This is a genomic window from Paraburkholderia tropica, from assembly GCF_900109265.1.
Taxonomy (GTDB): Bacteria; Pseudomonadota; Gammaproteobacteria; order Burkholderiales; family Burkholderiaceae; genus Paraburkholderia; species Paraburkholderia tropica.
This window is the reverse complement of record NZ_FNZM01000013.1, coordinates 271,828-297,460: the sequence shown is the minus strand read 5'-3', so window position 1 is coordinate 297,460 and position 25,633 is coordinate 271,828. Positions and strand designations below refer to the sequence as shown.

Genomic DNA, 25,633 nt, shown 5'->3' with positions numbered 1-25,633 from the left:
CACTATGGAAACGCTTATCGAACAGGATACCGGCGTGGTGCTCTCGCTCGAAGGTATCACGCGCCGATTTCCCGGCGTGATTGCGCTCGACGATGTTGCGCTGACCGTGCGCAAGAACGAGATTCTGGGCCTGGTCGGCGAAAACGGCGCGGGCAAGTCGGTGCTCACGAAGATCATGACCGGCATTTATCAGCCTGACGAAGGCCGCTTGATGCTGGACGGCAAAAAGGTCGTCATGAAGGGCACCGCGGATGCGATTCGAAAAGGCATTGGCGTGGTGTTTCAGGAGGGCTCGCTGATTCCGAATCTCTCGGTCACGGAGAATCTGTTTCTGTGCCACGAAGCGCGCTTTCGCCGCTTTGGCGTGCTGTCGCGGCGCGAGATGGCCGCCGAGGCGCGGCGCGTGCTGGAACCGATGAACCTCGATATCGACGTGGATCTGCCGGTTGCCTCGATCTCACCCGCGGCGCGGCAGATGGTGGAAATCGCGCGGATGGTCTGGCTCTGCGAGCAATATGGCGCCTCGAATCCGATTGTGATTCTCGACGAACCGACCACCGTGCTCAACGACGGCGAGCGCGACACGCTATTCGAGATTCTCAATCGCCTGAAAAGCCGCGCGTCGATGATACTCATCTCGCACCGGCTTCAGGAAGTGCTGGAAAACTGCGATCGCATTGTCGTGCTCAAGGACGGCCGCAACGTGACGGAGATGCCCACGTCCGGCCTCGATATCGCCAATGTCGAAAAGCTGCTCGTGGGTCACGATTTCGCCGGCGACCGCTTTCGCGAAAGCGAGCAGCGCGCGCCGGGCGAGAAGGTGACGTTCCGCGTCGATCAACTCGCGAAACAGGGGGCGTTCGCGCCGCTGAGTTTCGAGGTGCGCGAAGGCGAGATCGTCAGTCTCGTCGGTCTGGTCGGTTCGGGGAAAGAGGCGCTGTGCCGCTGTATTGCCGGATTGGAGCGCTACGACGCGGGCACGCTCGCGATCGAAGGCAAGACGCCTGTGAACGGTTCGTCGCGCTCGGCCGTGCTGCATGGCGTGGGACACGTGCCCATCGAACGGCGAGAGGAAGGGCTCGCGCTGAATATGAGCGTGGCCGACAACATCAACTATCTCGTGCTCGACAAGCTCAAGGTCGGCGGCATGATCAGCACGCGCAGAGAGCACGAGCACGCGAAGCAATGGGTCGCGGAATGCCTCGTCAAGACGCCTTCGATTCATGCAGCCTGTGCGGGATTGAGCGGCGGCAATCAGCAGAAAATCATTCTGTCGAAATGGCTGAGTTCGGATGTGCGTCTGCTGATTCTCGATCACCCGACGCGTGGTATCGACATCAAGGCCAAGGACGAGGTTTATCGGCTCATTCGCAAGTTCGCGAATGCGGGCATTGCCATGATCATCATGTGCGACACGCTGGAGGAGGATATCGGGCTGGCCAACCGTCTGCTGATCATGCGCGAGCGGCGTTTGATCGGCGAACTGGAGGCGTCGGCGCATGCCAAGCCGACGCCGCAGGATCTGATCAAACTGATCGTCTGAACGAAGCTCTCGACAAGGAACCGCAAATTGGACGCACCTTCTTTTGACGGCGCCCGGCGCGCCGCTTCGCGTACCGGCATCAAGCATTTGACGAGCCGGTTGAAGCCGATCCATCTGACGCTCGCGTTGATCGTGGTCGTGGGCGCATTCATGGCAATCGGCAACGACCAGTTTCTCTCGCTGTACAACATCAATACGATTCTGGATTTTGGCGCCATTCTGCTGATTGCCGCGCTCGGGCAAATGTTCGTGATTCTGATTGGCGGAATCGATCTCTCGGTGGGCGGGACGATTTCGCTGGTTTCGGTGGTGTTTATTACGCTCGTGCATCGCATCGGTTATTGGGCGTATCCGTGCTGTCTCGCGCTCGGTCTGGCGCTCGGGTATATCAACGGCGTGATTCTCACGCGCGTGAAAATTCCGTCGTTCATCGCCACGCTCGGCACGGGCGGCATCATCACGAGTCTCGCTTATCTGGTGTCGCCACGGCCTGTTAGCGCCGCGCCCGGTGATTATTCGATGCTCGATATTGTCAACGGCAACGTGTTTTCGATCAGCAACGTGTTCATCATCGGCGCGCTGGTTTTTTGCGCCGTTGCTGTGTTTCTGCGCTTCACGCGCACGGGCCGCAATATCTATTTCGTCGGCAGCAATATCCGCATGGCGTGGATGTCCGGCACCGATATCGCACAGTCGCGTAACGTGCCGTTCATGATTTCCGGCGTGTGCGCGGCGCTCGTCGGCATCATTATTTCCTCGGTGCGATTCGGCGGCGATCCGGTCGTGGGCACCTCGTACGTACTCAACTCGATCGCGGCCGTGGTGGTGGGCGGCACGGCGCTCACGGGCGGCGCGGGCGGCGTGCTCAACGTGCTGTTCGGCACGCTGTTTCTCAGCATGCTCGACAACGGCATGAACGTGATTGGCGTCGACCAGTATTTTCAGCAGGCGATTTACGGCGCCATGATTATTTTCGGCGTGGCGGTCACGTTCGACCGCAAGAAAACGCCGATCATCAAATGACGTTTGCCTTTCCTTCAGCGAGACACACCCCTATGAATGCAATGGCAACGAGAACCGTGTCGGCCAATGGGCTGGCCGTGACCACCCTGGGCCTCGGCGGCACCGGGCTGGGCAATATGTATCGCGCGACCGATCCCGAAGTGGCGACCGCGACCGTTCATGCCGCTTTCGCACGCGGCATGCGTTATTTCGACACCGCGCCGGTCTACGGTTACGGTCTCGCCGAAACGCGTCTAGGCGAAGCGATTAAAACGCTGCCGCGCAACGAGATCGTGATTTCGTCGAAAGTCGGTTATAGCCTCGTGCCGATTTCCGAGCGCGAGAAGTCGCCCGCTTTATGGGCGGACGCACCGGCACTCAGGCCGGAATTCGATTATTCGCGCGACGCGGTGCTGCGCTCGATCGAGCAGAGTTTGCAGCGGCTGGGTGTGGATCGCATCGATATGATCGCGATTCACGATCCCGACGAATCGATCGTATTCGGTCCCGGTGAAGATCCTTATGCGCGCAGTCATTTTCGCGAGGCCATGGACGGCGCGTATGTCGTGCTCGACGAATTGCGCTCGCAAGGTGTGATTGGCGCGGTGGGCGTCGGCATCAATCAATGGCAGATGCTTTCGGATTTCGTGGTGGCGGGGCACTTCGATTATTTTCTGCTCGCCGGGCGCTATACGCTGCTCGAGCAGGAGCCGTTGCGCACGCTGCTGCCGCTGTGCGAGCAGCGCAATACGAAGCTCATCATTGGCGGACCGTATAACTCAGGCATTCTCGCATCGGGGCCGGTGCAGAGCGCCACGTTCAATACGCGGCCCGCGCCGCCGTTCGTGATCGATCGCGTGCGCCGGCTCCAGCAGGTGTGTCAGCGTCATGGCGTGCCGCTGGCCGCGGCGGCGCTGCAATTCCCGCTCGGCCATCCGCTCGTGTCGAGCGTGATTCCCGGCGCGCGCAGCGTGGCCGAACTCGAAGAAAACGTGGCGTTCATGCAGCATCCGATTCCCGTCGCGTTGTGGGCCGATCTCAAGGAAGCAGGGCTGATGGAGGCGAAAGCGCCGGTGCCCGCGAGTACGTAGCCGTGGCGTGACGCACGTCTTCATTGCACATTGAATGATTCTGTCGTCAGCGCCGTTTTGCACCGCAATGGGCACGGCGCTGTTGTAAACCTGAATGCGTCGATCGGCGTAATCGTCGGTTCGCATGCTCTGAAAGTGACGCACGCGAAAGTGTTCAATCGGGCGAACGATCGTTTCTCCCGCGTTTCCTTCCATCCCCCATTTCCCCGCAACGCCGTCTAAACCGCCGCTGCCGCCTCTTTAACACCGCCGCAACAGCTTCTTAAAACCGCTTGTCGGCGAATTATTGTTGGTATACCGTATTACGATTTTTGACCGTGCCGATGAGCCGACGCTCGCGGCCGGGTTTCGATTCCCCACCTGAACATGAAGATGCAGAACCTTTCGATCGGCAAGAAGTTGACCTCGGCGTTCTGCGTCGTCATTGCGTTTTTCCTCGTCAGCTCGGCCGTGTGCTGGTACGGCCTCGACGCCATCGACCAGAAGCAGCAGCAAAACGCCGTCTCCGTGCAGGCGCAGCGGCTCGTGAAAGACGCGAGCGCCGATTACCTGAACATCATCTGGGCGCTGCTCGCCTATAACCTCGACGGTCAGCCTGGCCACATGAAGTGGAAGGTCGATCACATCGGCGATTTCCGTACGCGCATGGCCGCGATCAAGGCGCTCGATCCCGCCGATACGGCGCGCAATCAGCTCATCGATACCGCCGTCGCGCAGTACGACGCGTGGGAAGCGAAGGTCGTCGATCCGATGCTCGCGATGCGCACGCAGGTGAACGAGGGCAGCGCCACGCTCGCGCAACTGAGCGCGCTGACCGAGAGCTTCGGCAGCTATCTGGGCACGGGCGACATGATTGCCGCCGTCGATGCGCTCGACAAGGCCGAGAGCCAGCGCATCGAGGCGCGCACCGCGGAACTCGCGTCGCTGCGCCACACGATCTATCTGAGCGTGGCGCTGGCCGCCGCGTTCGCGGTGGTGTGCGCGGGGCTGGCCGGGCGCTGGCTCGTGACGGCGATCCGCGATCCGCTGTCGCGCGCCGTCGATACCGCGCAGGCGATTGCCGCCGGACGTCTCGACAGCCGCATCGAACGCAATCGCACCGACGAGACCGGCCGCCTGCTCGCGGCGATGGATGCGATGCAGACATCGTTGCAGACCATCGTCGGGTCGGTCACGCAGGGCGTGGAAGCCGTGAAGGTCGGCGCCGCGCAGATCGCGGCGGGCAACACGGACCTGTCGTCGCGCACCGAGCAGCAGGCGGCGGCGCTCGAACAAACGTCGGCGACCACGCATGAACTGACCGAAGCCGTGCGTCAGAACGCCGACAATGCGCGTCACGCCTGCGATGTCATCGTGCGCGCGATGAACGCGGTGAATGCGGGCAATACGCTGTCGAGCGATCTGATCGAGACGATGAACGAGGCGTCGGGCAGCGCGGAAAAGATCGCGACGATTACGGCGATCATCGAAGGCATCGCGTTCCAGACCAACATTCTCGCGCTCAACGCGGCAGTCGAAGCGGCGCGAGCGGGCACGGAAGGGCGCGGCTTCGCGGTGGTCGCCTCGGAAGTGCGCTCGCTCGCGCAGCGTTCGTCGACGGCGGCGAGAGAGATCAAGGAATTGATCGAACAATCGACGATGTCGATCTCGGGCAGCGTGACGCGCGCGCACGACGTCGGCGCAACGATGACGCGTTTGCGCGCCGATATCGCCACCGCGAAGGACGTGTTCGAGACGATCGCGCAGGCCTCGAACGAGCAGAGCCGTGGGCTCGAACAGGTCAATCAGGCCATCGCGCAGATGGACCAGGTCACGCAGCAGAACGCCGCGCTGGTGGAAGAGGCGGCGGCCGCCGCGCATGCGCTCGATGAGCAGGCCGTGCGTCTGCAAGGCGCGGTGGCGGTGTTTGCGGTGTAAGGCGCAGTTTGCCTTGATGACGGCGAACGTGCGGCGGCCGAATCGAAAGCGCACGCCGCCGGTTCATTGAGCACGCGTCATCGGCGCTTCATCGATTGCCCGTCTGGCCCGCCGGGCGGGCGTCGTGCGCTACCGAGCCTGGCATCGGGCAACCTCGCCGGACGTTAAAAAATTTTCAGAATCGATGTCAGGGTTTGGTGAAGTCGTGCGTCTTCTTCGGTAATGGTTCTTATTTCGTTACCCGTTGGAGATGTCTTTCATGATGTGCCCCCGTTTTCCGCTCGCCACGCTGGCGGCCGCCGTCATCCTGGCCGTCGCCGTGCTCGAGGCACCTGCCGCGCGCGCCCAAACCCCCACCGCCGCGGCGCCCGAGGCGCTTGCCGACTTCTCGATTCCGGCTCAGCCGCTGGGCGACGCGCTCAAGGAAGTGGCACGTCAGGCCAACGTGCAGTTGCTGGTCAAATCCTCGCTGGTGGCGGGCAAAACCTCGCCCGCCGTGAAGGGGCGCATGACGGCGAACCAGGCGCTCGGGAGCGTGCTCAAGGGCAGTGGTCTGTCCGCCGACGTTCGCGACGGCACGGCGACCGTCGCCCCCGCGCCGGCCGCGCCGGTCAGCGAAACGGACAACACGCTGCCGGCGGTGGTGGTCTCGGCGGGCCCCGACGAGCAGCGGCCGACCGAGCAGACCCACTCGTACACGATCAAGACGACGACGGCGGGCAGCAAGATCGCGTTATCGCCTAAAGAAACGCCGCAATCGGTGTCCGTGCTCACGCGCCAGGAAATGAACGATTTCCAGATCAATAGCGTGAACGACGCGCTGCGCCACATCACGGGTGTGACCGTCGAGCCGTACGATTCGTACGCGACCGATTTCACGTCGCGCGGTTTTCAGATCACCAATCTGCAATTCGACGGCATTGGCATTCCGCTCGTCTATACGTCACAATATGGCGATATCGACATGGCGTTTTACGACCGCGTCGAAGTGCTGCGCGGCGCCGACGGCCTGAACGCTGAAACCGGCAACCCTTCCGCGACGGTGAATTTCATCCGCAAGCGCCCGACTTATGATTTCCAGGCATCGGCGGGTATTTCATATGGATCGTGGGACAAGAAGCGCGTTGACGTCGATATTTCCGGGCCGCTGAACAAGGCGGGCACGGTGGCGGGCCGACTGGTCGCGTTTCACGAGGACGGCAATTCGTACACCGACCGTCTTAAGCCGAGCAAGGATGGCATTTACGGCGTGGTCGAAGCGAACCTGACGCCGAGCACGCTCGCAACCGCGGGCTTCAGCTATGAGTACAACCGCCTGGGCGGCGCAAGCTGGGGCGGCTTGCCGCTGCTCGATGCATCGGGAAACGCGCTCAATTACGACGTGCACGCGAGCATGGCGCCGAAATGGGCGTTCTTCAATACGCAGGAGCAGCGCGCTTTTGCGGAGTTGAAGCAACAGATCGGCTCGCGATGGACGTGGAAAACATCGGCCAACTGGAGCGACATTTATAACAACGCGCGATTTTTTTATCCCTACGGTTCGCTCGAATCGGATGGATCGGGCGTCAATTCGTATACGTCGAATTACGAGTCGTCGAATCGGCAGATCGTGCTCGATTCGAGCCTGAGCGGCAAATTCGATCTGTTCGGACGCACGCATGAACTGACCTTCGGCGCCAACTTCTCGCGCTCGGAATTTACGAATCCGTCTTCCGAAGGCGAGGGCGATGGCGTGCCGGTCAGCTATGCCGATCTGCTCGCGGGATCGTATCCGGAACCGACATCGTGGGGCGAAAACGCGACGCGCGTGCATTATCTCGACGTGCGCCGCTCGCTTTATGCATCGTCGCGATGGAGCCTGACCGATCGCGCGCATCTGCTGCTCGGCATCAACTATACGCAGGCGGCCAGCAGCGGCGATTCCGCCGGCACCAGCTATAACCAGCAGTCGTCCGGATCGGCGCCGTATATCGGCCTGACTTACGATCTGACGCGCGACATTACCGCGTATGCCAGCTTCACCAAGATTTTCAATCCGCAGTATCAGCTCAACGCGAATAATCAATTGCTCGGGCCGGCGCGCGGCCGCAGCGCGGAAGCCGGGATCAAAGGCGCATTCTTCGACAACCGTCTGAATACCTCGTTGACGGTGTATCGCATTCATCAGTCGAATATCGCCACGGAAGCGGGATTCAACGCGGACACGGGGCAATACTATTACTCGGGCGGCGACGCAACGTCCGAAGGTATCGAAGCGGAAGTTTCCGGGCAAATCACGAACGACTGGAACGTCAGCGCGGGTGCAACAATCCTGCGTGTCACCGACGACAACGGCCAGGCGACACAACTGTTCGTGCCGCGCAAATCCGCGCATTTGTCGACGACTTATCGTCTGCCGTACTTCGATCACAAGCTGACGGTGGGCACGAGCGTGCGTTGGCAGAGCGCCACGAGCTATGTCGACGAAGGTGTGGGCATGGCGCGTCAGGGCGCTTACACGGTGCTGGATTTCATGGCCCGTTACGACGTGAACAAGCACTTCACGATTACCGGCACGCTGAATAACGCGCTCGACAAGAAATACTGGTCGACGATGGAATACAGCTATAGCACCTACGCTGCGCCGCTTAATGGCAGCGTCAATCTTACCTGGCGCTATTGAGTGCTGAATGGCTGGCGGGCGGCGTACGTTGGTTGACGTGCGCCGCTGTTTTGGTAATACGCGCCAGTTGCGCGAAAGCCGTCAATCGAATCGGGACCGACTATTGAGTCGGTCCTTGTCGATAACGGCTTCCGTCACCCTTAGCGAGCCCGCTCGCCCGATATCATCGCGGCGAGAATATAACCTGCGATACGCGGATTCTCCTTGATTCGCCTTGTGCTATAGCCGTACCAGTCGCGGCCGTAGGGTACATAGACCCGCACGTTGAATCCCTGCGCGAGCAACGCGTCGCGCTGCGATTCACATACGCCCAGCAACATCTGAAACTCGAATCGCGAGCGGGCGATCTGTTCGCGTTGCAACCAGCCGGATAGCGCATCGATCAAATGCGCATCGTGTGTTGCAATGCCCACGAACGATCCGGCCTGAATGGCATTCGAGACGTGCCGAACAAAATGCGGATTGATCGCGGCGCGGTCGCTCGATGCGCCATCAACGAGATGCGCGGCCGCCTCTGCATAAATGCCCTTGCAAATACGCATGCGGCTTTTGCGCGCCTGAAGCGCAATGATGTCGTCGCTCGTGCGTTTTAAATACGCCTGCAACGCGATTCCGACTGGAAAGCCGCTCGCTTCGAGCGTCGCGAAAGCGTCGAGCGTTCTCTGCGTGCAATGGATGTCCTCCATATCGATGCACGCACGAATGCCTTTCGACGCTGCTGCGCGCAATATGCGGGAAACGCGCGACATGCACGCGGCGTCGTCGAGCAACAATCCGAGTGCGGTGAGCTTGATGGATAGCTCGGTGGTTTCATTACCGGTGCCGAGCGCCTCGATGAGCTGGAGATAGCTGCGGGCCATCGACTCTGCTTCATCGGCCGTGGAGGCCGTTTCGCCCAGCACGTCGATGGTGGTGAGAAAGCCTGCCGTGTGGAGCGCGTGAATACGCGTGTGAGCTTCGTCGAGCGTTTCGCCGGCAATATAGCGGCGGGAAATCCTGCGGATGAGCGAACGCGGAACGAGCGGGATGGCGTGCGCCGCCATCGTATTGAGAATACGCATGTTGTGGTCTCGTGAAAACGCAACCGCATGAATCGCGATCCGGAAGATCGGTTCATGCGATATCGCCGGACTGTCTTTCACGACAGGTCCGGGGCGAATGCCCAAGCCGATGCAGTGACTGCATCGATAGGGGCTTTCAGTGCGCTTTCGCGGGAGGCCAGGCAGCTGCGTACATTTTCGCGTTTCGCGTGGAGTGTAGGTGTTTCCGGTTTGCTGGGCGTGGGTTTAACGCCCGTCTGGTTACGTCTTTGTAGCAGCGCGAATCGTAGCACGAACGGGTAATTTCTATGGGCCGATGTGTGAATCTCTGCCGCTTGTTCTATGAATGGCAATCGCGTTTCACACCGCCTCCGCAGCCTGCCTCGAACGAACAAACGCAACGACATCGGCGAGAAATGCAGCGATTGCCGTTTCATTTTCGGGCAAGCGCAGCACGGTCAACATTTCCGACGGCGACTTGCCAACCAGCGGAACGCGCAGAAAAGCCGAGTCGATAAAACCATCGCTGACCGTAGAGAGAACGAGCCGTAGCGACGCCAGCATGTCATTGCCGCGGTGCGACGCATGAGCAAGCGCGATCGGCTTCCCGATCACTTCGAATCGGGACACCATCCAGTCGATTGGGTTCTTGAGTCCGCCGGGAATCGCCCTGACGTATTCGGGGCTTGAAATAATGATTGCGTCGGCGTCCGCTACGAGGTCAATGAATCGGGCTACTGGCGCGGGCAATTCCGCGCGCTCCGAGTCGGGAGAAAAAACGGGTAGCGTGTCGAGCGATGCGAAGACCGATAACGTTACGCCTGCCGGCAAATGGTCCTGCATCGCTACAAGGAGCGCGGTATTCGTGGACTCGCGGCGCGCGCTCCCCGAGATGGCCAACAATTTCATGTCGATTTCCTGTCTGGACACATATTGTCCCATTGCGGAAATCTTAACGGAAAGTCGACGGTCTGGATGCGGATGCAGGCCGCCACCCGAACGCGCGCGCAGCCTAGTTCGTTGCTTCGCGCAGCAAGGCGAGCAAACGGCGTTTGGTATCGACGAAACCCGCTTCCGTTGTGCTTTCGTCGTTACGCGGCCTCGCGAGCGGCACGGCGATATCGGCGACGAGGCGCGCGGGGCGTTGAGACAGCATCAGGATGCGGTCGCCGAGAAATAGCGCTTCGTCGATATCGTGCGTGACGAACACGACGGTCGTGCGAATCTTCGCCCAGATGTCGAGCAGCAACGTTTGCATCATGCGGCGCGTTTGCGCATCGAGCGCGCCGAACGGCTCGTCCATCAGCAGAATGCGTGGGCGGTTGATTAACACGCGCGCAATCTCCACGCGCTGCTGCATGCCGCCCGACAACTGCGCGGGATAGTGCGACTCAAAGCCGGAAAGGCCGACCAGGGCGAGCAGTTCGGCGGCTTCGCGTCGCCGCTCGCGCGCGCCGACGCCCTTCATTTTCAGCCCAAAAGCCACATTGTCGATCACGCGTTTCCACGGAAACAGCGTGTGCTGCTGGAACACAAGGCCGCGATCCGGATGTGGACGGTCGACCGCGAGATGATCGACCGCGACTTCGCCACGCGTGGCTGCAATGTGTCCTGCAATCGCACCAAGTAGTGTGGACTTTCCGCAACCGGAGGGGCCGAGTATGCAAACGAATTCGCCGGGTGCGATGTCGACATCGAGTGAATCGAGCGCGGCAATACGCGCATGCGGCGGCCCGACTTCGACGGTCAATGCGCGCACCTCGATACGCCCGGCTGCGTGCGCCGCTGGCGTCCTGACGAGAGTTTCAGGTTGAATGGCGGATACGGTGCTCACCGGCGTGCTCCATTGCGTCGATACCACGGTGTCAACGCCGCGCCCATGCGCTTGATGAGCATGCTGCTGCCCATCCCGAGCACGCCGATCAGCGCCATGCCGACGACGATATCGGCGTAATTCTGCAATGTATAGGATTCCCAGGTGTAGTAACCGATTCCATATTGACCCGCGATCATCTCCGCAGTCACGAGGCAGAACCAGGCGGTGCCCATACCAATAGAAAGACCGGTGAAAATCGAAGGCGCAGCGCCCGGCAATATGACTTCGGTATAGAGCGACAGCGAGTTCGTACCCAAACCGCGTGCCGTAGCGATAAGCCGCTGATCCACGGCTTCCACGCCATGAATGGTGTTCAGCAGAATCGGAAACAGCGCGCCGATGAACGTCACGAACATCATGCTGATTTCCGAAGACGGAAACATCAGAATGGCGAGTGGAATCCAGGCGACGGCAGGAATGGGACGCAGCATTTCGAGCGGCGGCATCAGAAGATCTTCAAGCAGCGCATACCGGCCAATCGCGAGACCGAGTCCGAGACCCACCACGGCCGCCGCGCAGAAGCCGGCCAGCACGCGCGTGATGCTCGCGGCCAGATGCATGGGCAATTTCGGCGAGTGGAGCAAGGTCCACAGCGCGGGAATGGCGTCGGCGGGTGAGGGCACATTCGCGAAGGTGACGAAGCCCAGCGAAAGATGGATGTGCACGGCCGCTTGCCAGAGCGCGACGAATAGCAGGATCGCGGCCACGCGTCGCGTATAGCGGCGCGTCGGCGCGCCGCGTACCGTAGCGGAGTCCTTCTGCGCGGAGTCGGTGGCGACCGGGCGTTGTCGGCCCGTGAGGTCGAGCATGGCGGACATGCGGATTCCTCGTAAATGAAGATGTTCGACGGGGACGGAAACCGACGCGGTCAGCGGGACGCAATGGCTTGCTGCGCGCCGGAAACGGCCGCGGTGTAATCGACGACCGCGCCCGACGTTTGCTGCGCGTAGGTATCGGCGCCCGACTTCTGCAGAAAGGCGGTAACGCCGCCGCGCGCATCGCGCACATACCACGCATCGGACGCAAAGAGCTTTTGTCCGCTGTCGTGATCCTGTACGTAGACCGCGCGGGGCTTGCTGCCGGATTGTTCGAGCTTGGCAAGCGCGGCGAACGCTTCCGCGGCGCTGGCGTAATTGCGCACGTGCGCTTCATTGCCGAGCCAGATTTGCGCGACTGCGTGGAAGTCGCGAATGGGTTTGCCGGTAATCGCGTCGTTTGCAACCAGCGGCTGACGCGCGTAGTTCTTCAACGCGGCGTCATAGTCGAGTCCCGAATCCTTGAACGCCTGGCGAATGTAGCGGTCGTCGATAAACGTGTTGGCGTCGAGATTGACGTCCGTTTTCTTGAGCAGCCTCAGCGTGTCGATCGCCGTGGCCACGGCCTGGCGATATTCGGGCTTCCATGTCAGATCGCGAGTCTGCAGGCCGAGCGGACCGTGATAGAGATAATCGACCGGCGCATCGACGCCCGTCGTTTTTTCGATCAAGAGGCTGTATTTCTCGGGGTCTTCTCCGATCAGGCGATTTGCCTCAATGGTGGCGCGCAGATACGCGACCACGACCTCGGGGTATTTCTGCGCGTAGGCGGCGTCGACGAGCGCGCCGTGAAAAGTCGGCGTATGGCTTTGTGCGCCATCGTAGATTTTGCGCGCGATGCCGCGATACGGGAACAGGTCGGCGAACGGCACGAAGTCGGCATGGGCGTCGATCTTGCCGGCCTTCAGCGCGCTGCCGGCCACTTCCGGCGCTTGCGTGATGATGTTCACGTCAGTATCGGGATTCCAGCCTTGCGCCTTGATTGCGCGAAGGAGCATGCCGTGCGCGGTCGATGCAAACGGCACGGAGATTGTCTTGCCTTTCAGGTCGGCGAGCGAGTGCACCGGAGAATTGACGGGCACGACGATGCCGTTGCCGCTGCCATCCGTGCTGCCTTCGAGCACGGTGATGAAAATGCTTTTACGGCCTGCCTTTTCGAACGCCGCGCCGTTGAGCGAGCCCGGAAAATCCGCCATCGCGCCGAAGTCGAGCTTGCCTGCCACCATTTCATTTGTGAGCGGCGCGCCGGAGGTGAAGTCTTTCCATTCCACGTCGTATTTCACGTTCGCGTATTTGCCGGTGTGCGGCAGATATTTGTCGAGCAGATGCAATTCACGGATCAGCAGACCGCCGGTCGCGCAATTAATGGTGGTGTCCTGCGTGCCGATTGCAACGCGAATGGTCTCGGCGTGGGCTGTCACGGCAGTGGAGAGCAGCAGCGGCGCGGCGAGAAGACGAATGAGCCGTTGGCGTGTTTTCATGGCTGATCGGGCAAGTAGTGTGGGTGGTGGCGTGTGGAAATATTCCTGGCTCCTCGTCGGGAGCGCAGGTGGGCGTCCGTGAGACGATCACCGGTCGGCTGGCGCGCGGCATCCGATTCGTCGGCAACATGCATCGCTTGTCATAACAAGATGTGAGGCAGACTACTTTGACTTTTATCCGCGACAAACCAACTAATTCAGATATCTATTTCGCGCGATATCGGTGAATGATGTTGTGTTGTGAAATGCGATGTTGTGGCGGCAGTGGGGCGGCAATGCGGAAAGGCTGGCGCTCGGCGGAGAGTGCTGTGCGGGAGGGGGGAGTCGACCAAACGCTGTCAGTCGACACCTCGTGCCAAACCGTTGACAATCAGCCCATCGGCGATGCCAACCCACGGGAGTGAAACATGTCTGCGATCTTCAAAGACGAACTTCACGAACAACTCGGAACCTGGCCGCTCGCCTACATTCCTTACGGCGGCGCTGACTATGGCGAGGTCGAGGCAATCGCCCGGACGATTGGAGACGGAGACGACGCCCTCTTTTATGACGCCTGGAGCGCAGCCGCTGATCGCATGATGGTCGACGGTCGACAAGCTGAAACCCAAGGCCATCGGGCTAGTGCGAGAGAGTGTTTTCTAAGGGCCGCGTGCTTTTATGGCAAATCTTTTCATCCCTTGTTCGGACAACCAGTCGATCCCCGTGTGAGGTTGGGTTCTCAAAAGCAAATCGCGGCATTCGAGCGCGCGCTCGCATTAAGCGAGCCGGCCATTGTGCGCCAGCATATTCCCTTTGAAGGGACCTCGCTGCTCGCTTATGTCATCCCCGCGCAGGGATGCGCCAACGAAGTTCGACCGCTCCTGATCTTCAACAACGGATACGACGGCACGATTACCGACCTTTTCTTTGCAGCTGCGGTCGCCGCATCCCGGCGCGGCTACCATTCATTGATCTTCGATGGTCCCGGGCAAGGTACGACCTTGATCGATCACGGCATCACGCTCAGGCCGGATTGGGAGAACGTGATCAGTTCGGTGATGGACTTCGCATTAACGCTGTCGAATGTCGATCCGCTCAAGATCGTGTTGTGCGGTTGGAGTCTGGGCGGCTACCTTGCGCCGCGTGCGGCGTCTGGCGAGCGTCGTCTTGCAGCCTGTGTCGCGGACCCCGCGCTAGCTTCCGTCGCGGATGGATTCCGCACGTATGTGATGAAGTTGGGCGCGACACCTGACGAGGCAGCAAACCTCGGCGATTTGCCGGAGGCGCTCATGGAACGCCTCACCCACATCGTGGCAAACGACAGGAAATTGACCTGGAGTATCGCGAAGCGCGGTTACTGGGTGAATGGCGCCGGGGCACTGCGCGACTATCTCGCATCGGTTGAACACTACACGATGGATGGGCGTATCGGAGACATTCACTGTCCGACTCTGTTCACCATGGCCGAACACGATACCCTCGCCGCTGGAACGCAAAATTTTTTCGATGCACTACGCTGCCCCAAAACCCTGATTCGATTTAGCAGCAATCAGGGAGCTGGCGAGCATTGCGAGATGCGTAATCGCTCCCTCGTCAATCGGCGTGTACTGGATTGGATAGACGAAGTGCTGGCTTAGCGCGATGGTGTCGCGGGTGACCGCTTTCGCGTCACTGCAATGTCTCCTTTGTGTCGAACTCCGACATCAAACGAATCAGAACGCACCCAGGAGCAACAACCGCAACCTGCTAAACTAGCTGATTGCTGGCCTTTATGTCTTTGTGCATGTCTATCGTCAAGAGCAGTTCGAAGGGTGGCCTCGTTTACTCAACAGACGGCGGACGCATGTGTCCCGAGTGCCGCCACGCGGTCACGGAGTGTATATGCAAGGCGATTGCCCGGACACAACCACCAGGGGACGGCGTCGCGCGGGTCGTTCGCGAGACCAAAGGCCGGGGCGGGAAGAGCGTGACGGTCGTGAGAGGATTGGCGCTCGACCCCGTTGCCCTTGCCTCGCTGGGCAAACAATTGCGCACCGTCTGCGGTTCGGGTGGAACGGTCAAAGATGGCGTGATTGAAGTACAGGGCGATCACTGTGACCGTATTATCGAAGAGCTCAAAAAGTCCGGTCATCGGGTGAAGCGCGCCGGTGGCTAATTCCGTCGATTGACGCAGGCGAAAAGCGTAATCGACCAAGCTCGGCGCTAACTCGCCAACCGCGTCGATTCACGAACGTCATCGCGTAATCGAGCGCTACCCGTCACTTTCATCCGATCCACCATGGATCGATCACACCACGCTTTGGGTGCATCGATGACGACCCAAGCCGCGCCAGACACTTCGAACTAGCGAACTAGCGCACCAGCGAATCGCCCCAGACACGACACCCGACCGCTCAAACAGGTGCGATTTCGGTCGTCAGGGGCGGCCATTCGCGAGACATCAATCATGCTGGAGAGAGGCAAATGAAGAAAGGAAAGACGAAACTCACGCGTCTTGATGCTGAACGACTTTTCGAGGGACTTCCCGCCTCGAGCGCACGCGTGTCGAGCCGGCCCGAGAACCCATTCGATACAGCGGTGTTCACCAAGAGCAAACGCGTCGACGACGAAGCCAGACTCTGGAAAGACAACCTCATCACGTTCCCACTGGCGATCACATTGCCTGCGGGATATGCCTCGGTATCCGCCTTGCGCGAGGCGATGGTACGCGCATGGCGCGTGAGGTGGGTGCGGGAGGAGGGAAAGCTCGTGGTCGCCGAATTTCCCGAGGGTTGGACTGCCGTTCGTCCGCAGACTGGCCCCATTGAGTTGCGCGACTCGGCCGGCGTAGTCCGCGCCCTTTTTGGATGGGCCGAAGACGCCGAACTCCGGATTCTGCCGAGGTATCAGGTCGAGTCGCAGACGAACAGTTCGAGTGGACTGGGCAGCCTGCTTGTCAGAGATAGAGAAAACGGCCAGATTCTCGAGAGATCGTCAATCTGGTCCGCTAAAACGGGCACCCATCATCCGGATTGGGGCAAGCTGTCACTGTGGCTCGGTTCACGTTACCCGCAACATGGCGATCCGCTGCGCTACTGGAGCGATTGCGAGGCAAACATCAAAAATTAGCCGATTTTTGCGGATTGCGTCACGGCCAGATTCGCTCGTGTCGTTTTCTATGCGTCTTTCAGCCAGGGCATTTCCACAGGTGACACCACCAATTGCCGGGACTCACGCTCCAGCTCAAAAATGAACCCGACCAGGATCATGGAGTCGGCATAGGGAATCGGAAATACGTGAGGATTTTCTGCGGCGCGTAGCGGGCGCGTGGGCGTGTCCGCCGTTGTTGCGGCGTTTTCGCGGACGCTTTCCAGTTCGTCGGCCATCGATTGCCCACTGAGTTTCATAACGCGGCTACGCAGGTCGATGAAGGGTTCGATGCGCGCCCCGTCTTCATTGTATTCGGGCACTTCATAGATAAACCAGGACACTTTTCTCTCCCAGAAAAAGGCAGTTATTTTAACAGCGGGCGTGCCAGGCGACTCGACGCTGCTGCCTCGATCACTCGCAGCAAGTGATGGCGATGAAAACGGCCAACTGCGAGTAACGGCGTCGTCGGCGGAGTACGGCCATGGACACGCGGTCGTAGCTGGCGCGCTTATTCTTGAGCCGTTATGACGAGATCACGACGGCATGCCGACATTTCAATTTTCCGTCCAGGCCTCGGGTTTCGCAGCAAACATTCATTTCTACGGCGATCGGGAAACGATCTCAGCCATTCAGCGCCGTTACAAGCTCGCACATCCCCCGAAATCACCAATCTCACCGATCGCTTTCACCCTCAAAACACCGACCCCGCAAGCGCATTCGCCGCCGCCTTCACGCTGTTCTCAACCTTCGCCCGCAAGCCCGTATCGGCCAAAAACGCCGTATTCGGCCCGGCAACGCTCAGCGCCGCGAGCACGTCGCCGCGCGTGTCGCGCACGGCGACCGCGCAGGAATCGATACCCGCCTCCAGCCCGGAAAAACTCCACGCACAGCCTTTCTCGCGCACGGTATCGAGCGTGCGCTCGAGCGCGTTCCAGTCGGGCGGCGCGTCGATCCCCGGCTGATTCGCGTAACGCGCGCGCAGCGCTTCACCGTCGGCTGATGCAAGCATGGCCAGCCCCGGCGTCGCGCGATGCGCGGGCAGACGGCTACCCACGCGAATGCGCGTCACGAGCGGCGTATCAGGCGTTTCGCAAATCAGATAGACGATCTCCGCACCTTCGAGCACGGCGAGAAACGCCGACAGCCCGGTCTGTTCGACGAGCCCAGGCAGAATCTGGCGCGCGCGCGCCGTGAGATCGGACGCGCCGAGCGCGCTTGCGGCGAGCGTCAGAAACGGCAGGCCGAGCCGATGCGAGCCGCCCGCCGGCCGCTCCTGAATCAGCTCCGCCGCCTTGAGCGACTCGATGAGCCGCATCACCGTGACCCGGTTCACGCCGATCTGCCGCGCGACGTCGCTGAGGTTGGCCGTCGAGCCGCCTTCCGCGATGTAGCGCAGCAGGCGAAACGCCCGCTCGACGGGAGAACTGGCCGCCTCGGCGGATGAGGGGGAAGACGTATCCGTACGCATCTGATCCTGTTGAAAAGCGTGCCGTTATTGCAGCGGCACCGTCCACGCATCGTAGCCATAGACCCAGTCGGCGTTGCCGCCGCTCTTGAGCCAGTTGTTGCCGCGCGAGCCAATCTGCACGCGCGCCGTGCGTTCCTGGCGCGCGCGCGCATAGCGTGCGAGCGCGTCGTCGAGTCCGGCGGGCGCGACGTCGGTCAGCGCGCGCGAGAGCACCACGGCATCCTCGATCGCCATGCCCGCGCCTTGCGCCATGAACGGCATCATCGGATGGCAGGCGTCGCCGAGCAGCGTCATGCGCGCGCCGCTCCATTGCGGCAACGGATCGCGAATATACAACGCCGACGCGAGCACCGTGTCGCAAGCGTCGAGCAGCGCGCGCGCTTCCGGGTGAAACGCGGCATAGGCGCGGCGCAGCGCGTCGGGGTCGCCGGGCAGCGTCCACGATTCGTTGGTCCAGTCGCTTTGCGACGTGGTCGCGAAAATGAACACATCGCGGCCACGGTTGAGCGGGAACGTGACGATCTGCAGGTCGTCGCTCGGTCCCCACCATTTCACGAACGCGCCCGTGTCGATGCCGCTCAGGCGCTCGACGGGCACGACCGCGCGGTACGAGACGATGCCTGTGAACTGCGGATGCTCCGCGCCGAACAGATGGCGGCGCACGCCCGAGTGAATGCCGTCCGCGCCGATCACGAGGTCGAACGCGTGCGTCGTGCCGTCCGCGAGCGTGATCGTGGCCGCATCGGTCTCCTGCGCGAACGAGACCGTGCGCTGGCCGAGGTGCAGCACGCCCGGCGCGAGCGCGGCTTCGAGCGCGCTCATCACGTCGGCGCGATGCATCGTCAGCTGCGGCGCGCCGTACTGGCGTTCCGCTTCGTCCGACATGGCGAGGCGCGAGGTTTCCTCGCCGGTGTCCCACATGCGGCTGATGCGGGCGTTGGGCCGCGCGGCCGTCTCGCGCAGTTGTTCGCCGACGCCGAGTCCGTCGAGCGCGCGGACCGCGTTCGGCGTGAGATTGATGTCCGCGCCCACGCGCCCGAAGCGCTCCGCCTGCTCGAACACCGTCACGCGATGTCCCGCGCGGTGCAGCGCGATCGCCGCGGCCAGTCCGCCAATTCCGCCGCCCACCACTCCAATTTTCAGCATGTCTGTCTCGTCCGTCCGGTTGCTCGATAGGTCTTCACATGTTCAAAAATGAACACATAGAACATAAATGAACCGACATTCTGCGGCGGAAGATTTTTGACATCAAGCAAAAAATGCAGCGATCGACGCGACAGGATGGGGTCAGGGCACGCGATCACGTTTGAGACGATCGGCGACTTTTTTGGATTTTGAGGAAGTTGTAAGCGCGCAGGCCGTCGCCAAAAATGCACTCATCGACGGCCATGCACTGCAGTCGCATGACGCCGCGTTTCCAACGAGTGAGGACACAAGACATGTTGAGCGCTGAAAAAAACCGGTTGCTGACCGAGGTGGGCCCGGGCACCCCGATGGGAGACTATCTGCGCCGTTACTGGCATCCGGTGGCGGGCGTCGCGGAATTCGACGACAAGGCGGTGCGTCCCATTCGCCTGTTCGGCGAGGACCTCGTGCTGTTCAAGGATCTGAGCGGCACGTTCGGGCTGGTGCAGCGTCGCTGTCCGCATCGCAACGCCGACCTCGCGTTCGGTTTCGTCGAGCAGTGCGGGCTGCGCTGCGCGTATCACGGCTGGGAGTTCGATGCGAGTGGGCAATGCACGCATCAGCCGTTCGAGGAGATCGTCGACGTCGATGCGCGCCTGCGCCAGAAGACGAAAATCACGGCGTACGAAGTGCGCGCGAAGGCGGGCATGATCTGGGCGTACATGGGCGCCGCGCCCGCGCCCGAACTGCCCGACTGGGAGCCGTTCAACTACGCGAACGGTTTCGCCCAGGTCGTGATGGCCGAGATTCCGTGCAACTGGTTTCAGTGCCAGGAAAACTCGATCGATCCGATCCATTTCGAGTGGACGCACAACAACTGGACCTCGCGTCAGCAGGACAGTCACGCCGAACACGTGCCCACGCATCTGCGCACGCAGTACGAGGAGTTCGAGCATGGCTTCATCTACAAGCGTCTGCGCGCGCATGAAAACGAAGCGAACCCGATGTGGACCACGGGCCGCGTGACGCTCTGGCCGAACGGTTTCTATCTCGGGCATCACTTCGAATGGCGCGTGCCGATCGACGACCAGAACACGCTCAGCATTCTCTGGGTGCTCAACAAGGTGCCGAAGGAGCGCGAGCCCTACGTGCAGGAGCACATTCCCGCGTGGTACGGGCCGCTGCGCGACGAGCAGGGCGAGTGGATCACCTCGCACGTCGCGAATCAGGACTTCGCCGCGTGGGTCGGGCAGGGCGCGATTACCGACCGCACGAAGGAAACGCTCGGGGCGAGCGATCGCGGCATCGTGATGCTGCGCCGGCGCTTCTTCGAGGAACTCGAAGCGGTGGCGGCGGGCAACGCGCCGAAGGGGCTCATCACCGATCCGCAGGCGAACCACAACGTGTTCCTGCCTTCGGCGTGCCGCGACGAGATGATGAACGGGCTGTCGCGCGAGGCGCTGGCGGCGCATCCGCTGCTGGGTGCGTATCTGCGCGATTTCATCGGCCAGTATGGTCAGCCGGAAGCCGTGCGCGAGGCGTATGAAGCCGCGATCGGGCAGAAGGTCGAGCGCGCGCAATTTTTCTCCGTGCATGGCGTGCGTGCTGAAGCGAACGAGAACGACGAAGCCGCCGCTTGACGCCAACCGAAGGATTTTCCGGAAGCCTCGTCACATGATGAACGACTCCACTCACGACGCGAATGTCGGCTCGCAGGCCCGTTTGCAAGCCCGCTTGCAGGCGCGCGTGCGCACGCTGCGCCACGAGGCGCAGCGCATTGCGAGCATCGAACTGGTGCCCGTGGAAGGCGACGTGTTTCCGCCTTTCACGCCCGGCGCGCATCTCGATGTGCATCTGCCCAACGGCCTCACGCGCAGCTATTCGCTCGTCAACGCGCCTGAAGAACGCGGCCGCTATGTGATCGGCGTGCTGCACGACGCAAAGAGCCGCGGCGGTTCGCGCTGGCTGCACGAGGAGCTGCGCTGCGGCGCGACGTTGTCGATCGGCGCGCCGCGCAACCACTTCGCGCTCGACGAAGCGGCGTCGTCGACGCTGCTGGTCGCGGGCGGCATCGGCGTGACACCGATGCTGTGCATGTATCGCAAGCTGCGCGAGCGCGGGCAGACGGTGCAGTTCGTCTATTGCGCGCGCAGCCGCGGCCAGGCCGCGTTTCTCGACGAACTGGCCGCGCTGGGCGGCGACGTGCTGCTGCATTTCGACGACGAACACGACGGCCTGCCGTTCGATCTGGCCGCGTGTCTCGCGCGTCAGCCGAAGGACGTGCATGCGTACTGCTGCGGCCCGGGTGTGATGCTCGATGCGTTCCAGGCAGCGTGTGCCGACGCGGGCATCGCGAACGTGCATATCGAACGCTTCGCGGCGAGCGCGCCGGTCGAGAGCACGCAGCGCACCGGCTACACGGTGGAACTCGCGCGCAGCGGCCGGACGCTGTTCGTGCCCGCGGGCAAGCCCTTGCTCGACGTTCTGCTCGACGCCGCCGTCGATGTCGAATACAGCTGCCGCGAAGGGCTGTGCGGCGCGTGTCAGACGCGCGTGCTCGGCGGCTGCGTCGATCATCGTGACAGCGTGCTGACGCAATCCGAACGCGCCGCGAACGACGCCATGATGATCTGCGTGTCCGGTGCGCAAAGCGGCACGCTGGTGCTCGATCTTGCCTGACGTCGTCTGACTGTTCATCTATCGCGCGCTGACCCGCGCGATTTTCCCGCTGTTTTCCGATGCTTTCCCCACAAACGTTTCCTTCGAGGACACGATGGAACTGACACGTCTTGCGAACGAGTACGAGACGATCGACGACGCGCGCGTCGCCGGTCGGCATGAAGCCGCGCTGATCTCCGCGCGCATCGAGCGTCTGCCGTTCACGCGCTGGCATACGCGCGTGCTCGGCATGATCGGGCTCGTGCATATGACCGATGCCTTCGACGCGCTGACCATCGCGTTCGTGATGCCGGTGCTGATGGGCCTCTGGCATCTCACGCCGACCGAGGCGGGTTTGCTGGTGTCGAGCGGCTATGTCGGGCAGACGATCGGTGCGCTGCTGTTCAGCGCCGCCGCCGAGCGTTTCGGGCGTCTGCGCGTGTTGCGCTGGCTGCTCGTGCTGCTGGCGCTCGGCAGCGTGGCGTCGGCTTATGCGCCGGGTTACGCGGTGTTTATCGCGCTGCGTCTGTTTCAGGGCATCGGGCTCGGCGGCGAATCGCCGGTGTCGGCCACGTATATGAACGAAGTGTGCCCCGCGCGCATTCGCGGCCGCGTGATCTTCGTGCTGCAATCCACCTTCGCACTCGGCAATCTGGTGGCGGCCATCGCGGCGCTCTGGCTGATTCCGGCTTACGGCTGGCAGATCATGTTTCTCGTCGGCGGCTTGCCGATCGTGCTGGCGGCGATTCTGCCGCGCGTCGCGCCCGAGTCGCCGCGCTGGCTCGCGATCAACGGACGCGCCGACGCCGCGCGCCGCATCGTCGACGAGATGGAGCGCACGGCGCCCGCCGCGCGGCTCGCCGACGCAAGCACGCCCGAAGTCGTCGCGCACGGCACGCAGGAACAGAAGGAATCGTTCCGTGCGTTGTTCGCGCGCGGCTTCGCGCGGCGCACGCTGGTGGTCTGGCTGATGGCGGGTTGCGGCAGCCTGACGACTTATGGGATTCTGGTCTGGCTGCCGTCGCTCTATCGCACCGTCTATCACCTGCCGCTGGAAGTGGCGCTGCGCTACGGGATGGTGAGCATGATCGCGACGCTGTTGGGCACGTTCATCGGCACCTTTGCGATCGACTGGCTCGGCCGCAGAAAGACGTTCGCGATTGCGTTTCTCGGCGCGGCGTTGCCGATGTGCTGGCTCGCGCTGAGCGGCACGCGGGTGCCCGCCGGCCAGGTGCTCGTGCTGGCCTCGATGAGCGTGGCGATGATCGCGATCGTGCAATGCGGCATCTACGTCTATGCGCCCGAGGTGTATCCCACGCGTATTCGCGCGACCGGCGCGGGCGCGGCTTCGGCGATTACGCGGATTGCGTCGGTGATTGGTCCGCTCGTGATCGGCACGTTGCTGACGTATCTGCGTGTCGAAGCGGTGTTCGGCTATTTCGCGCTCGTTTCGCTGCTTGGCGCGATCGTGATCGGCGCATTCGCGATTGAGACGCGCGGGCGCAAGCTCGACGAGATCGCAGCGTGAAATGAGGCGCGCTGAATGCGCGTGTGATGCATTTGCTTTCAGCGCGCCTTTATCGCCAAGGTCAGTTTGAATGACCGTGACGACGGCGATAAACCGCCGCAAGCAGATTACTGATCCTTCGCGTCCTTCACGCGCGCATCGGCTTTTTCCTTGTCGGCGTCGGCTTGCGCGTCGGTCTTTTTCTTGTCGGCCTTGGCCTGGGCGACAGCGGCCTTCTTGTCGGCCTTCGCCTGCTCCTTCTCGGCCTTCTTGTCGGCGTGCGTGGGCGGCGCGGCGTTCGGATCGTTGTTCGTCTGCGCGGCTGCGCCGGTGGCGATCGTCATGGCGCCGGCCGCCGAAAGAGCGAGTAGGGCGGCAGCGAGGCCGCGTGCGGGTTTGCGGATCGTCGGCATAGGTTTCTCCGTTTGGTGTTGAATGTCAACGGAGAGCCAGCAAATGCCGTGCCGCGCGTGTTAGAGACTGGAAGGTGCGCCGGGCGTCTGTTCCGAAGCGTGCTGATATGCCTGCAACGTATGGAGCGTCGTGCTCCTGGACAGGTGATACATCTCGCGCAACGAGACCTGTTGATAGCGGGCCGCATCCTGAATGCCATCGGCCGACGACGCGCGCGTATCGCGATAGCCGCCCGAAATTTCGAATGGCGCGCTGATGCGATAACTCGCCAGCGCCATAGGTATTGAACACGGCGGTATCGGTGAAAAGCGAATGTCCGCCTGGTCGATCAAGGACATTCGGATAATTCATGCCGGGCAGCCGCTTTTCAGGCTGCCCGTCACGCGCCAAAGCCGTATTGCATGCTGCCGCGTAAGCCCGAAATCGTCGGCGAGGTTGCGGTCGCGGTCGCGTAGAAAGCGCGATTTAGTCCGTAAAAAAGGCACTCAAACGATAGGCGCGGCTTGCGTAAGCGTAGAAATGAAGCGCGCGGTGCGCGCGTCGCGCGGGCGCGAAAACAGTTCGCTCGATGGACCGGCTTCCACCACTGTGCCGTCCTTGAGAAAGATCGCATCGTGCGCGACCGACGCGGCGAGCCGCAAATCGTGTGTCGCCATCAACATGGTCGTGCCTTCGTTCGCGAGCTGGCGGAGCACGTCCACGACTTCGGCGGACAGTTCGGGATCGAGCGCGGAAGTCGGTTCATCGCAGAGCAGCACTTGCGGCGACGGCGCTAGCGCGCGTGCAATCGCCACGCGCTGTTGCTGGCCGCCCGAGAGCGTGCTGGGCCATGCTTCGGCTTTGGCGGCGAGGCCCACTTTGTCGAGCAGCGCGGCGGCCCGTTCGCGCGCACGTACGCGATCCCATTGCGGCAGAATCACGAGCCCCGCCATCACGTTCTCGATTACGCTCAGATGCGGGAACAACTGGAAGTTCTGGAACACCATGCCGGTATGGCGGCGCACTTTCGCAATCTCCGCCTGCGCAATGCGCCGTCCTGGCGAGAACGTGATCTGCGCATCGCCAACACGCAGCGTGCCGCTGTCCGGCACTTCGAGCAGATTCACGCAGCGTAGCAGGGTGCTTTTGCCGCTGCCGGACGGGCCGATCAGCGCAGTCACGCTGCCCGCCTTGAGTGTCAGTGCAATATCGATCAGCACGCGATGCTCGCCGAACGATTTGCCGATGCTGTCGAATTCGATCATCAGCGGCCCGGCGAAAAGAGCGCGTGGCGACCGAAGCGCGCTTCGAGCCGGAACTGCGCGCGCGACAGCACGGAACTGAACGCCAGATAAATCAACGCGGCCTCGCTATACAGAATGAGCGGTTCGTAGGTCACGGCCGCAATGCGCTGCGCGGCCTGAAAAATCTCGGGCACCGTGAGCACGGCGGCCAGCGACGTGTCTTTCACGAGCGCGATAAAAGCGTTCGACAACGCGGGCAACGCCACGCGAATCGCTTGCGGCAGAATCACGCGACGCAGCGCCTGCGCGCGCGTCATGTTCAGCGAATACGCGGCTTCCCATTGTCCACGCGGAATCGATTCGATCACGCCGCGAATCACTTCGGCGTTATACGCGCCCACGTTCAGCGAAAAGCCGATGATTGCCGCCGTCAACGGATCGAGCACGATGCCCACGTTGGGCAGGCCGTAAAAGATCACGAATAGCTGCACGAGCAGCGGCGAGCCGCGAAACAGCCAGATATAAAAGCGCGCGGCGGCGCTGGCCCAGCGCGGACCGAACAGTCGCACGAGCGCTACCCAGAACGCGAGCGCGACGCCGATCGCGAACGATGCGAGCGTGAGCGGCACAGTGAACACGAGCCCCGCGTAAAGCAGCGGCCAGAGCGATTGCGCCATTAAATGCAGCCATGCCGGCATCGTTC

The 25,633-nt window shown here is 61.8% G+C and carries 23 protein-coding genes; 11 read left to right on the top strand and 12 right to left on the bottom strand.

Features of this window, described 5'->3' with window-relative positions; translation table 11 throughout:
• Positions 1 to 4: 4 nt before the first annotated feature.
• The 5 genes from BMY06_RS23250 (at position 5) to BMY06_RS23230 (ending at position 8,215) form a co-directional block, all read left to right on the top strand.
• Positions 5 to 1,543 carry a sugar ABC transporter ATP-binding protein gene (locus BMY06_RS23250; RefSeq protein WP_080180731.1) on the top strand — a complete coding sequence of 513 codons (1,539 nt, stop codon included), beginning with the start codon at positions 5 to 7 and terminating at the stop codon, positions 1,541 to 1,543.
• A gap of 27 nt (positions 1,544 to 1,570) precedes the next feature.
• On the top strand, positions 1,571 to 2,566 hold the full coding sequence (locus BMY06_RS23245; RefSeq protein WP_074985536.1) for an ABC transporter permease: 996 nt from the start codon (positions 1,571 to 1,573) through the stop codon (positions 2,564 to 2,566).
• Between the two features lie 41 nt (positions 2,567 to 2,607).
• A complete protein-coding gene (locus tag BMY06_RS23240) occupies positions 2,608 to 3,636 on the top strand; it encodes an aldo/keto reductase (protein ID WP_074985535.1) in 1,029 nt (342 codons plus the stop codon).
• A 372-nt stretch (positions 3,637 to 4,008) separates the two neighbouring features.
• Positions 4,009 to 5,553, top strand: coding sequence for a methyl-accepting chemotaxis protein (locus BMY06_RS23235; protein WP_161495590.1), 1,545 nt, complete (start codon positions 4,009 to 4,011; stop codon positions 5,551 to 5,553).
• 259 nt (positions 5,554 to 5,812) lie between these two features.
• Positions 5,813 to 8,215, top strand: a complete 2,403-nt coding sequence (locus BMY06_RS23230) for a TonB-dependent siderophore receptor (protein ID WP_161495591.1) — start codon at positions 5,813 to 5,815, stop codon at positions 8,213 to 8,215.
• A gap of 140 nt (positions 8,216 to 8,355) precedes the next feature.
• On the opposite strand, the gene BMY06_RS23225 is transcribed toward BMY06_RS23230, so the two are convergent.
• The 5 genes from BMY06_RS23225 to BMY06_RS23205 all read right to left on the bottom strand — a co-directional run bounded on the left by BMY06_RS23225 (position 8,356) and on the right by BMY06_RS23205 (position 13,427).
• Entirely contained in the window at positions 8,356 to 9,357 is a 1,002-nt protein-coding gene (locus tag BMY06_RS23225; protein ID WP_313903821.1) for a proline dehydrogenase family protein, read from the bottom strand.
• 258 nt (positions 9,358 to 9,615) lie between these two features.
• Positions 9,616 to 10,164 carry an NADPH-dependent FMN reductase gene (locus tag BMY06_RS23220; protein WP_074985532.1) on the bottom strand — a complete coding sequence of 183 codons (549 nt, stop codon included), beginning with the start codon at positions 10,162 to 10,164 and terminating at the stop codon, positions 9,616 to 9,618.
• Positions 10,165 to 10,267: 103 nt separating this feature from the next.
• Positions 10,268 to 11,071, bottom strand: a complete 804-nt coding sequence (locus BMY06_RS23215; protein ID WP_074985578.1) for an ABC transporter ATP-binding protein — start codon at positions 11,069 to 11,071, stop codon at positions 10,268 to 10,270.
• A gap of 14 nt (positions 11,072 to 11,085) precedes the next feature.
• On the bottom strand, positions 11,086 to 11,949 hold the full coding sequence (locus BMY06_RS23210) for an ABC transporter permease (protein WP_074985530.1): 864 nt from the start codon (positions 11,947 to 11,949) through the stop codon (positions 11,086 to 11,088).
• Between the two features lie 50 nt (positions 11,950 to 11,999).
• Positions 12,000 to 13,427: an ABC transporter substrate-binding protein gene (locus tag BMY06_RS23205; protein WP_074985528.1), complete on the bottom strand. Its 1,428-nt coding sequence runs from the start codon at positions 13,425 to 13,427 to the stop codon at positions 12,000 to 12,002.
• Positions 13,428 to 13,834: 407 nt separating this feature from the next.
• Here BMY06_RS23205 and BMY06_RS23200 point away from each other — a divergent pair, with 407 nt between their 5' ends.
• The 3 genes from BMY06_RS23200 (at position 13,835) to BMY06_RS23190 (ending at position 16,514) form a co-directional block, all read left to right on the top strand.
• Entirely contained in the window at positions 13,835 to 15,043 is a 1,209-nt protein-coding gene (locus tag BMY06_RS23200; protein ID WP_074985526.1) for an alpha/beta hydrolase family protein, read from the top strand.
• A 146-nt stretch (positions 15,044 to 15,189) separates the two neighbouring features.
• The gene (locus BMY06_RS23195; protein ID WP_074985577.1) at positions 15,190 to 15,561 is read left to right on the top strand and encodes a translation initiation factor Sui1; all 372 of its coding nucleotides are present in this window, start codon (positions 15,190 to 15,192) and stop codon (positions 15,559 to 15,561) included.
• A gap of 308 nt (positions 15,562 to 15,869) precedes the next feature.
• Positions 15,870 to 16,514, top strand: a complete 645-nt coding sequence (locus BMY06_RS23190; protein ID WP_074985524.1) for a hypothetical protein — start codon at positions 15,870 to 15,872, stop codon at positions 16,512 to 16,514.
• 47 nt (positions 16,515 to 16,561) lie between these two features.
• On the opposite strand, the gene BMY06_RS23185 is transcribed toward BMY06_RS23190, so the two are convergent.
• The 3 genes from BMY06_RS23185 to BMY06_RS23175 form a co-directional block, all read right to left on the bottom strand.
• A complete protein-coding gene (locus BMY06_RS23185; RefSeq protein ID WP_065059814.1) occupies positions 16,562 to 16,876 on the bottom strand; it encodes a helicase in 315 nt (104 codons plus the stop codon).
• Positions 16,877 to 17,226: 350 nt separating this feature from the next.
• On the bottom strand, positions 17,227 to 18,003 hold the full coding sequence (locus BMY06_RS23180) for an IclR family transcriptional regulator (protein ID WP_074985522.1): 777 nt from the start codon (positions 18,001 to 18,003) through the stop codon (positions 17,227 to 17,229).
• Positions 18,004 to 18,027: 24 nt separating this feature from the next.
• Entirely contained in the window at positions 18,028 to 19,149 is a 1,122-nt protein-coding gene (locus BMY06_RS23175) for an FAD-dependent monooxygenase (RefSeq protein ID WP_065059812.1), read from the bottom strand.
• 293 nt (positions 19,150 to 19,442) lie between these two features.
• On the opposite strand from BMY06_RS23175, the gene BMY06_RS23170 reads away from it, so the two are divergent.
• The 3 genes from BMY06_RS23170 (at position 19,443) to BMY06_RS23160 (ending at position 23,314) form a co-directional block, all read left to right on the top strand.
• Positions 19,443 to 20,768 (top strand): aromatic ring-hydroxylating oxygenase subunit alpha, encoded by a 1,326-nt coding sequence (locus tag BMY06_RS23170; protein WP_074985520.1) that lies wholly within the window; start codon positions 19,443 to 19,445, stop codon positions 20,766 to 20,768.
• Between the two features lie 34 nt (positions 20,769 to 20,802).
• Positions 20,803 to 21,807 carry a PDR/VanB family oxidoreductase gene (locus tag BMY06_RS23165; RefSeq protein ID WP_390970427.1) on the top strand — a complete coding sequence of 335 codons (1,005 nt, stop codon included), beginning with the start codon at positions 20,803 to 20,805 and terminating at the stop codon, positions 21,805 to 21,807.
• 94 nt (positions 21,808 to 21,901) lie between these two features.
• Positions 21,902 to 23,314, top strand: a complete 1,413-nt coding sequence (locus BMY06_RS23160) for an MFS transporter (protein WP_074985519.1) — start codon at positions 21,902 to 21,904, stop codon at positions 23,312 to 23,314.
• Between the two features lie 107 nt (positions 23,315 to 23,421).
• On the opposite strand, the gene BMY06_RS23155 is transcribed toward BMY06_RS23160, so the two are convergent.
• From BMY06_RS23155 to BMY06_RS23140, 4 genes are all read right to left on the bottom strand, one after another.
• Positions 23,422 to 23,637, bottom strand: a complete 216-nt coding sequence (locus tag BMY06_RS23155; RefSeq protein WP_231957541.1) for a hypothetical protein — start codon at positions 23,635 to 23,637, stop codon at positions 23,422 to 23,424.
• A 129-nt stretch (positions 23,638 to 23,766) separates the two neighbouring features.
• Entirely contained in the window at positions 23,767 to 24,039 is a 273-nt protein-coding gene (locus BMY06_RS23150; protein ID WP_124263325.1) for a porin family protein, read from the bottom strand.
• A gap of 153 nt (positions 24,040 to 24,192) precedes the next feature.
• Positions 24,193 to 24,951 (bottom strand): amino acid ABC transporter ATP-binding protein, encoded by a 759-nt coding sequence (locus BMY06_RS23145; protein WP_074985508.1) that lies wholly within the window; start codon positions 24,949 to 24,951, stop codon positions 24,193 to 24,195.
• The gene (locus BMY06_RS23140) at positions 24,951 to 25,628 is read right to left on the bottom strand and encodes an amino acid ABC transporter permease (RefSeq protein WP_065059807.1); all 678 of its coding nucleotides are present in this window, start codon (positions 25,626 to 25,628) and stop codon (positions 24,951 to 24,953) included. Before BMY06_RS23140 ends, BMY06_RS23145 begins: the two co-directional genes overlap by 1 nt.
• Between the last annotated feature and the right edge of the window lie 5 nt (positions 25,629 to 25,633).